We start from the raw sequence: 6,920 nt of genomic DNA on the forward strand, positions 1-6,920 counted from the left end.
CCGGGAGGAAGCATGGGCAAGTCGCACGTCTTCGATGCGCGCAGTCGGATGCCGGTGTCGGCCTCCGAGCTGTTCGCCTGGCATGCCCGGGAAGGGGCGCTCGCACGGCTGACGCCCCCCTGGGAGCGGATGGAGTTGCTGGAGCGCTCGGGCGACGGCATCCACCCCGGCGCCCGCGTCACCATGCGGATGCGCCTGGGCCCCTTCCCCCGCCGCTGGGTGGCCGAGCACACGGCGTACGTGCAGGACTCGCTCTTCCAGGACACGCAGGTGTCCGGCCCGTTCTCGAAGTGGGTCCACACCCACCGGATGTGGCCCGAGCCCGCGACGAACTCCTCCGTCCTGGAGGACGAGGTGGAGTACGTCCTGCCCATGGGCCCGCTGGGCAGCCTCTTCGGTGGAGGCACCGCGCGTCGCACGCTGGAGCGGATGTTCGCCTATCGCCACCGGGTGACACTGGAAGACCTGCGGCGCCACGCCGCCTTCGCGCAAGCCGGCCCCCTCACCGTGGCCATCACCGGCGCGTCGGGCTCGATTGGCTCGTCGCTCGTGCCGTTCCTCACCACCGGCGGCCACCACGTGAAGCGCCTGGTGCGAGGCCGCGCCGACGCCTCGCGCAACGAGGTGGCGTGGGTGCCCGACAAGGGCGAGGTGGACATCGCCTCGCTGGAGGGCGTGGACGCGGTGGTGCATCTGGCGGGCGCCAACGTCGCCGGCAAGCGCTGGTCTCCCGACTACAAGGACGCCATCCTCAAGAGCCGCACCGAGGGCACGCTCACGCTGTCGGAGGCGCTGGCGCGCATGAAGAAGAAGCCCCGCGTGCTGGTGTGCGCCGCGGGCAGCGGCATCTACGGCGACCGGGGCGACGAGCCGCTCACCGAGGAGAGCGCGCCGGGCACCGGGTTCCTCGCGGATGTGTGCCGCGCCTGGGAGGCCGCCACCGCGCCCGCGGAGGCCGCCGGCATTCGCGTGGTGCACCTGCGCATCGGCCCCGTGCTGGACGCTCGCGATGGCGCACTGGCGAAGATGCTGCCCGCCTTCCTCGCGGGCGGCGGTGGACCCATCGGCTCCGGTCGCCAGTGGATGAGCTGGGTGTCGATGGAGGACATCCTCGGGCTCTTCCACTTCAGCCTCTTCACGGAGGCGGCGCGTGGCCCCATCAACTCCGTGGCGCCGGGAGCGGTGCGACAGGCGGACTTCGCGAAGACGCTGGGTCGGGTGCTGAGACGGCCTGCCTTCCTGCCGATGCCCGCCGCGGTCATCCGCACTCTCTTCGGGCAGATGGGGCAGGAGGCCCTGCTGGCGGGTGCCCGGGTGCTTCCCTCCACCGCCGAGCGGCTTGGCTACTCCTTCCTCCTGCCGGACCTGGAAGGGGCGCTGCGCTTCACGCTCGGCCGCACCACGGCGGGGCCGGAGTTCCGCCATGACTGAGCGGTTCGGCGCTTGACAATGCCCCCTGGGGGGACTGATGGAATGGCCCCCTATGATTCAGGTCGAAGGGCTGACCAAGTACTACGGTGAGCATGCGGCCATCCGGGACCTGGCTTTCACCATCGGCCAGGGTGAAGTCATCGGCTTCCTCGGCCTCAATGGCGCGGGCAAGTCGACGACGTTGAAGGTCCTCGGCTGCGTGCTCTTGCCGACCGCCGGCCGTGTCGTCATCGACGGCCATGACGTGGTGAGCAACGCCCACGAGGTGCGGCAGCGCATTGGCTACCTCCCGGACGTGCCGCCGCTCTACGAGGAGATGACGGTGGGCGAGTACCTGGCCTACGTCGCGCGCTTGCGCGGCGTGACGGCCCGGGACACCACCGCGCGCGTGGGCGAGGCGGAGGAGAAGACGGGCCTTCGCGAGGTGGACGGCGAGCTCATCTCCACGCTCAGCCACGGCTACCGTCAGCGCGTGGGCGTGGCGCAGGCGCTGGTGCACAAGCCCGCGCTGCTCATCCTCGACGAGCCCACCAGCGGCCTGGACCCTCGGCAGATTGTCGAGATGCGCGACGTCATCCGCGGGCTCAAGGGCACGCACACGGTGCTCGTCTCCAGCCACATCCTCCCGGAAATCTCCCAGACGTGTGACCGGCTCCTCATCATCCACAAGGGGACGCTGGTGGCGCAGGGGACGGAGGAGGAGCTGGGACGGAAGATGGGCGGCGGCGGCTCCATCGAGGTGGAGGTGCGGGGAGACCGGGCGCGTGCGCTCGAGGTGCTCAAGCCGTTTGGCGCGGTGGACGTGGACCGGGCGGCGGACGGCGTGGTGTCGCTGACGCTGCGGGCCTCTCCGGACGAGCGTCCGCGCGTGGCGCAGGCGGTGGTGGGCGCGGGGCTGGAGTTGTTGCGGTTGGACCAGGGCGCGGGCCAGTTGGAGTCCATCTTCCTGCGGCTGACGCACGGTCAGGAGGTGCGCGCGTGAAGGCCCTGCTCATCGCCCGTCGCGAGCTGTCCGGCTACCTGCGCACGCTCAGCGGCTACGTCGTCATCGCGGTCATCCTCGCGTTGAACGGCCTGTTCTTCAACGCGTACGCCCTGGGCGGCGCGAGCAAGCGCTCCGCCGAGGTGCTGTCGCAGTTCTTCTATTACTCGAGCGGCTTCACCATCGTCGCCTCGGTGTTCATCTCCATGCGGCTGTTGGCGGAGGAGCGGCAGACGGGCACACTGCCCCTCTTGTACTCGTCGCCGCTGCGAGACCGCGACATCGTGCTGGGCAAGTTCCTGGCGGGGCTCGCCTTCCTGTCGCTGTACGTGTTGTGCACGCTGTACATGCCGGTGCTGGTGCTGGTGAACGGCAAGGTGTCCTTCGGCCACGTGGCGGCGGGCTATCTGGGACTGCTGCTGCTGGGCAGTGCTTCTCTCGCCGTCGGCACGTTCGGCTCGGCGCTGGCACGCAATCAGTTGCTCGCGGCGATTACCTCCGCGGTGATGCTGGTGGCGCTCATCCTCTGCTGGCTGCTGGCGCGAATCACCGAGCAGCCGCTGTCGGATGTCTTCAGCGCGATGTCCCTGTGGAACCAGCACTTCCCGCCGTTCCAATCGGGGCTCATCCACGTGCGTGACGTCGTCTATTACCTGGTCGTCACCTACGTGGCGCTGTTCGCGGCCACCCGGGTGCTCGAAGCGCGGAGGTGGCGATGAGCACCCGTCCGGTGGGCAATGGGCTGGCGGCGACGCTGGTCTTCGTGGCGGGGCTGGTGGCGGTCTTCATCGGCGAGCGCATCCTGGGCGTGGGGACGGGCCGCGCGGCCTTCTCCGGGCTGGGCGCGGTGGCGGCGGTGGGCGCGGTCATCTGGCGCTTCGCGCGCTCCCGGGGCACGGGCGCGGACCGGCGCACGGTGGATGTTTGGGTGCTGGGCCTCTACGGCCTGGGCCTGCTCGCGCTGGCGCTCTACTTCCTCCAGTCCGACGTGGGCACGGCCCTCTTCGGTGGGCCGCTGTCGCAGAAGGCGCCCAAGCTGGCGGTGATGCTGGCGGCGCTGTTCCCCGCGCTCTTGACGTGCTGCCTGGTGCCGCTGGCGCTGGTGGAGACGGCGGCGCAGGCGATGACGCGGGCGCCGGTGCTGGAGACGGGCCGCGCTCGCAGCGCGCTGTTCTCCGGCCTGGGCCTGTCCTTCGTGCTCATCTTCGCCTTCGCGACCATGTACGTCGTCACGCAGGCGAACACGACGTGGGACCTGTCGTACTTCCGCACCGCGAAGCCCGGCGACTCCACGCGCAAGGTGGTGCGCGGACTCAACGAGCCGCTGCAGGTGACGCTCTTCTTCCCGCCCGCGAACGAGGTGGGAGAGGCGGTGCGCCAGTACTTCCAGGACCTGTCCGTGGAGAGCCCGGAGCTGCTCAACGTGGAGCGGCTGGACCAGGCGGTGGAGCCGGCTCGCGCGAGGACGCTGGGCGTGCACAACAACGGCACCGTCGTCGTGGCCCGGGGTGAGCGCAAGGAGCCCTTCACGGTGGGATTGGAGCTGGACCGCGCGAGAGGGCAGCTCCAGCGGCTGGACCAGGAGGTCCAACGGCGGCTCCTGACGGTGGCGAAGCCCCGACGCGTCGTCTACTTCACCGCGGGCCATGGCGAGCGCGCGGAGACGCGTCCGGTGCCCGGTGAGATGCCGCAGCCGTCCGTGGCCCAGTTCAAGGAGTTGCTGCGCGCGCAGAACGTAGACGTGCGGTCGCTGGGGGTCGCGGAGGGACTGGGCCGTGAGGTGCCTCGCGACGCGGGGGCGCTGGTGGTGGTGGGTGCCACGCGCGACTTCCTCCCCGAGGAGCTCGCGGCGGTGCGCGAATACCTGGAGCGTGGCGGCCGGTTGTGGGTGGCGCTGGAGCCGGAGGGCCCTCGCTTCGAGAAGCTGCTGGAGCCCCTGGGCTTGAAGTACGCGGGCACGCCGCTGGCGAATGACCAGGTGTACTTCCGCACCACGCGTCAGCAGAGCGACCGGGGCAACCTGGGCACGGCGACGTTCAGCTCCCATCCGTCCGTCACGTCGCTGTCGGCGATGGGCGGCCAGTCGCCGGTGGCCTTCCTGGGCGCGGGTGCGCTGGACCAGGTGCAGCCGCTGCCCAACGGCGTCATGCACGACATCTCCGTGCGCGCGCATGGCGCGACGTTCGCTGACGCCAACGGGAACTTCACCCCGGACGCCGGAGAGACGCGGCGCACGTGGCCGCTGGTGGTGGCGGTGGAGCAGCCCGCGGCCGCCGGCAAGGAGTCGATGCGCGCCGTCGTCATGGCGGACGCGGACGTGGTGAGCGACGTGGTGCTGTCCAACATGGGCAATGCCTACCTCGCGGTGGACACGCTGCGGTGGCTGACGGGCGAGGAGTCCGTGTCCGGCGCGGTGTCCTCGGAGGAAGACGTGCCCATCCAGCACACGCGGGAGCAGGACGTGGCGTGGTTCTACGCCACCGTGTTCGTGGCCCCGGCGCTGGTGCTGGCGCTGGGCTTCGTGACGACGCGGCGGCGAGGCCGTCGTGCTCCGCGCGCCCCGGTGGCGGCGGGAGGTGAGCAATGAAGGCGCGGGACCTGGCGCTCCAGGGCGCCCTCGCGGTGGTGGCGCTGGTGGCCGCCTATCTCGTGTGGCAGCGGGCGCCCGCGGGTGCTCCCGGTGACGTGACGGTGGTGGAGCTGCCGGCGCGCGCCCTGGACAAGGTGCGCTACGAGGACGAGGCGCGCTACGTGGAGCTGTATCGCGACGCGCAGTCGCGGGACATGCTGTGGGTCCGCCTGGGCTACAAGCCCTCGAAGGGCCTCCCCGCGGCGGAGGGCACGGATGCGGGCTCCGCGCCGGGCACGGATGGCGGGGCTTCCGGCACCGTGGCTCAAGGTGGACAGGACGCGGGTACGCCGCCCCTGGCCGCCACGCCGCCGCAGCCGCCTCCGCGCGAGCTTCGGGCCAACGAGGTGGCGGCGAAGCTCTTCCCGCGCTTCGCCCCGCTGCGGGCCACGCGGGCGCTCGGCGTGCTCGAGGCGAAGAAGCTGGAAGAGGTGGGGCTGACCACGTCGCAGCGCAAGCTGACGCTGACGCTGGGGGGCAAGGTGGAGACCTTCACGCTCGCCTCGACGACGGGAGGCTGGGGCACGCCCTACCTGCGTCGCGAGTCGGACGGCCAGGTGTTCCTGCTGGGCCCCGCGCTGCTGCCGGATTTGGAGAACGCGAACAGCCGGCTGGTGGACCGGCGGCTGCACACGTTTGATTTGGGGGACTTCGACGCGGTGGTCATCTCCTCCGGGGGCGCGTCGCGGACCTTCACGGCGACCGGCAAGGCACCCAACCCCGTCGCGTTGGCGCCAGAAGAGGCGCCGGACAAGCCGGACGAGTTCACCCGGAACTGGCATGACCGCGTGTGGCGCCTGATGCCGTTGGACCTGCTGGGCCGCGACGAGCAGCCGACGGGAGGCGAGCCCAAGGAGGCCTTCCGCGTGGAGTACCGGCGCGGCGGCAAGTCCGTGGGCGAGCTGACGGTGGCGCGGGGCACGGACGGCTTCTTCGCGCGCACCGAGCACACCCCCGGCTGGGTCCGCCTCCACGCGGGCGTGGACCCGTTGGCCGCGGAGGCCGCGCGTGTGACGACGCCGGTGTCGTCAGCGGGCGCGCCGTGAATCGGGCGGCTCGGGGCTGTCATCCAGCCCCAGTCTCACGTCGACGAAGCTGTACGGCGCCCAGGGGCCGGTGAAGCGGAAGGCGTAGAGGTCCGAGCGCGCGGCGAGCATCCGGACCCTCGCCTCGAAGGCGGGCACCGCGTCCCTGGCGACGAGGAAGGCCGCGTTGAGCAGCATCCGCTCGCCCACGGGCGCGTCTGTGCATGTCGCGCTGGCCAGCGGGTGCAGGCCCTCCAGCATCGCGGCCATGTCCAGCGACGCGCGCAGCTCCACGGCTTGCCCCAGCCGTCGCTCGTGCTCGGTCTCCAGCTCGTTCTCCCGGCGACGCAGGCCCGCGTCCTCGAACTCCATGCGTCGGGCCAGGTGCTCGCGGTGGTAGAGCACCTTGAGCCCCAGCTCCACCTTGCCCTCCAGTGCCACCAGGGTCCGGGTGAGCGCGTCCTGGGCGGAGCGGAGCAACCGCCGCACCTCGGCCTCCGAGCCCAGCACCGTCCCGAAGGCCACGGGCAGCAGCGTGTGCTCACGCAGCATCACCTCGGCGGCGCGCTGGTGGGCCAGCAGGTTGGCTCGCGTCGGGTCCACCACGCGCGCGGGGGCTGACGACACCAGCGCGACGAGCGCTCCTTCGCGCACCGCGTGGACGTGGGCCGGCGGCATCCCCAGGCCGATGGGGCCGAAGTCCAGCGGGCCCTCGGTGCGCACCACGCCATAGAGGTAGTGCGGACCCGCGAGTTCCTCCGGCGTCCGCGTGACGCGCGCCCGGGGCTTGCTCTTCGGAGTGTTCTTCACCGTGTTGCGCTTGCCGCGTCCCTCCCGGGGCGGGGGTGGGGTG

Annotated in this window: 6 protein-coding genes; 5 read left to right on the top strand and 1 reads right to left on the bottom strand. The window is 71.4% G+C overall.

Going from position 1 to position 6,920, the window contains the following annotated elements; all coding sequences use genetic code 11:
• The first annotated feature begins 12 nt into the window (after positions 1–12).
• From FJV41_RS10425 to FJV41_RS10445, 5 genes are read left to right on the top strand one after another with little or no spacing between them, the layout of a single operon-like run.
• A complete protein-coding gene (locus tag FJV41_RS10425) occupies positions 13–1,431 on the top strand; it encodes a TIGR01777 family oxidoreductase (protein WP_141642286.1) in 1,419 nt (472 codons plus the stop codon).
• Between the two features lie 52 nt (positions 1,432–1,483).
• Entirely contained in the window at positions 1,484–2,413 is a 930-nt protein-coding gene (locus FJV41_RS10430) for an ABC transporter ATP-binding protein (RefSeq protein WP_141642287.1), read from the top strand.
• A complete protein-coding gene (locus tag FJV41_RS10435; RefSeq protein WP_141642288.1) occupies positions 2,410–3,132 on the top strand; it encodes an ABC transporter permease in 723 nt (240 codons plus the stop codon). Before FJV41_RS10430 ends, FJV41_RS10435 begins: the two co-directional genes overlap by 4 nt.
• Positions 3,129–5,000 carry a motility-associated ABC transporter substrate-binding family protein gene (locus FJV41_RS10440; RefSeq protein ID WP_141642289.1) on the top strand — a complete coding sequence of 624 codons (1,872 nt, stop codon included), beginning with the start codon at positions 3,129–3,131 and terminating at the stop codon, positions 4,998–5,000. Before FJV41_RS10435 ends, FJV41_RS10440 begins: the two co-directional genes overlap by 4 nt.
• The gene (locus tag FJV41_RS10445; protein ID WP_141642290.1) at positions 4,997–6,088 is read left to right on the top strand and encodes a hypothetical protein; all 1,092 of its coding nucleotides are present in this window, start codon (positions 4,997–4,999) and stop codon (positions 6,086–6,088) included. The genes FJV41_RS10440 and FJV41_RS10445 overlap by 4 nt, the downstream gene beginning before the upstream one ends.
• Here the strand turns inward: FJV41_RS10445 and FJV41_RS10450 are convergent.
• The coding region (locus tag FJV41_RS10450) for a GvpL/GvpF family gas vesicle protein (RefSeq protein ID WP_438616737.1) at positions 6,071–6,920 on the bottom strand (850 nt) is incomplete at its 5' end. The genes FJV41_RS10445 and FJV41_RS10450 overlap by 18 nt on opposite strands.

It is taken from the genome of Myxococcus llanfairpwllgwyngyllgogerychwyrndrobwllllantysiliogogogochensis, from assembly GCF_006636215.1.
Taxonomy (GTDB): domain Bacteria; phylum Myxococcota; class Myxococcia; order Myxococcales; family Myxococcaceae; genus Myxococcus; species Myxococcus llanfairpwllgwyngyllgogerychwyrndrobwllllantysiliogogogochensis.

Coding starts and splice junctions, on each gene's coding strand:
- FJV41_RS10425 (WP_141642286.1), top strand. CDS start 13: ATGGGCAAGTCGCACGTCTTCGATGCGCGCAGTCGGATGCCGGTGTCG.
- FJV41_RS10430 (WP_141642287.1), top strand. CDS start 1,484: ATGATTCAGGTCGAAGGGCTGACCAAGTACTACGGTGAGCATGCGGCC.
- FJV41_RS10440 (WP_141642289.1), top strand. CDS start 3,129: ATGAGCACCCGTCCGGTGGGCAATGGGCTGGCGGCGACGCTGGTCTTC.
- FJV41_RS10445 (WP_141642290.1), top strand. CDS start 4,997: ATGAAGGCGCGGGACCTGGCGCTCCAGGGCGCCCTCGCGGTGGTGGCG.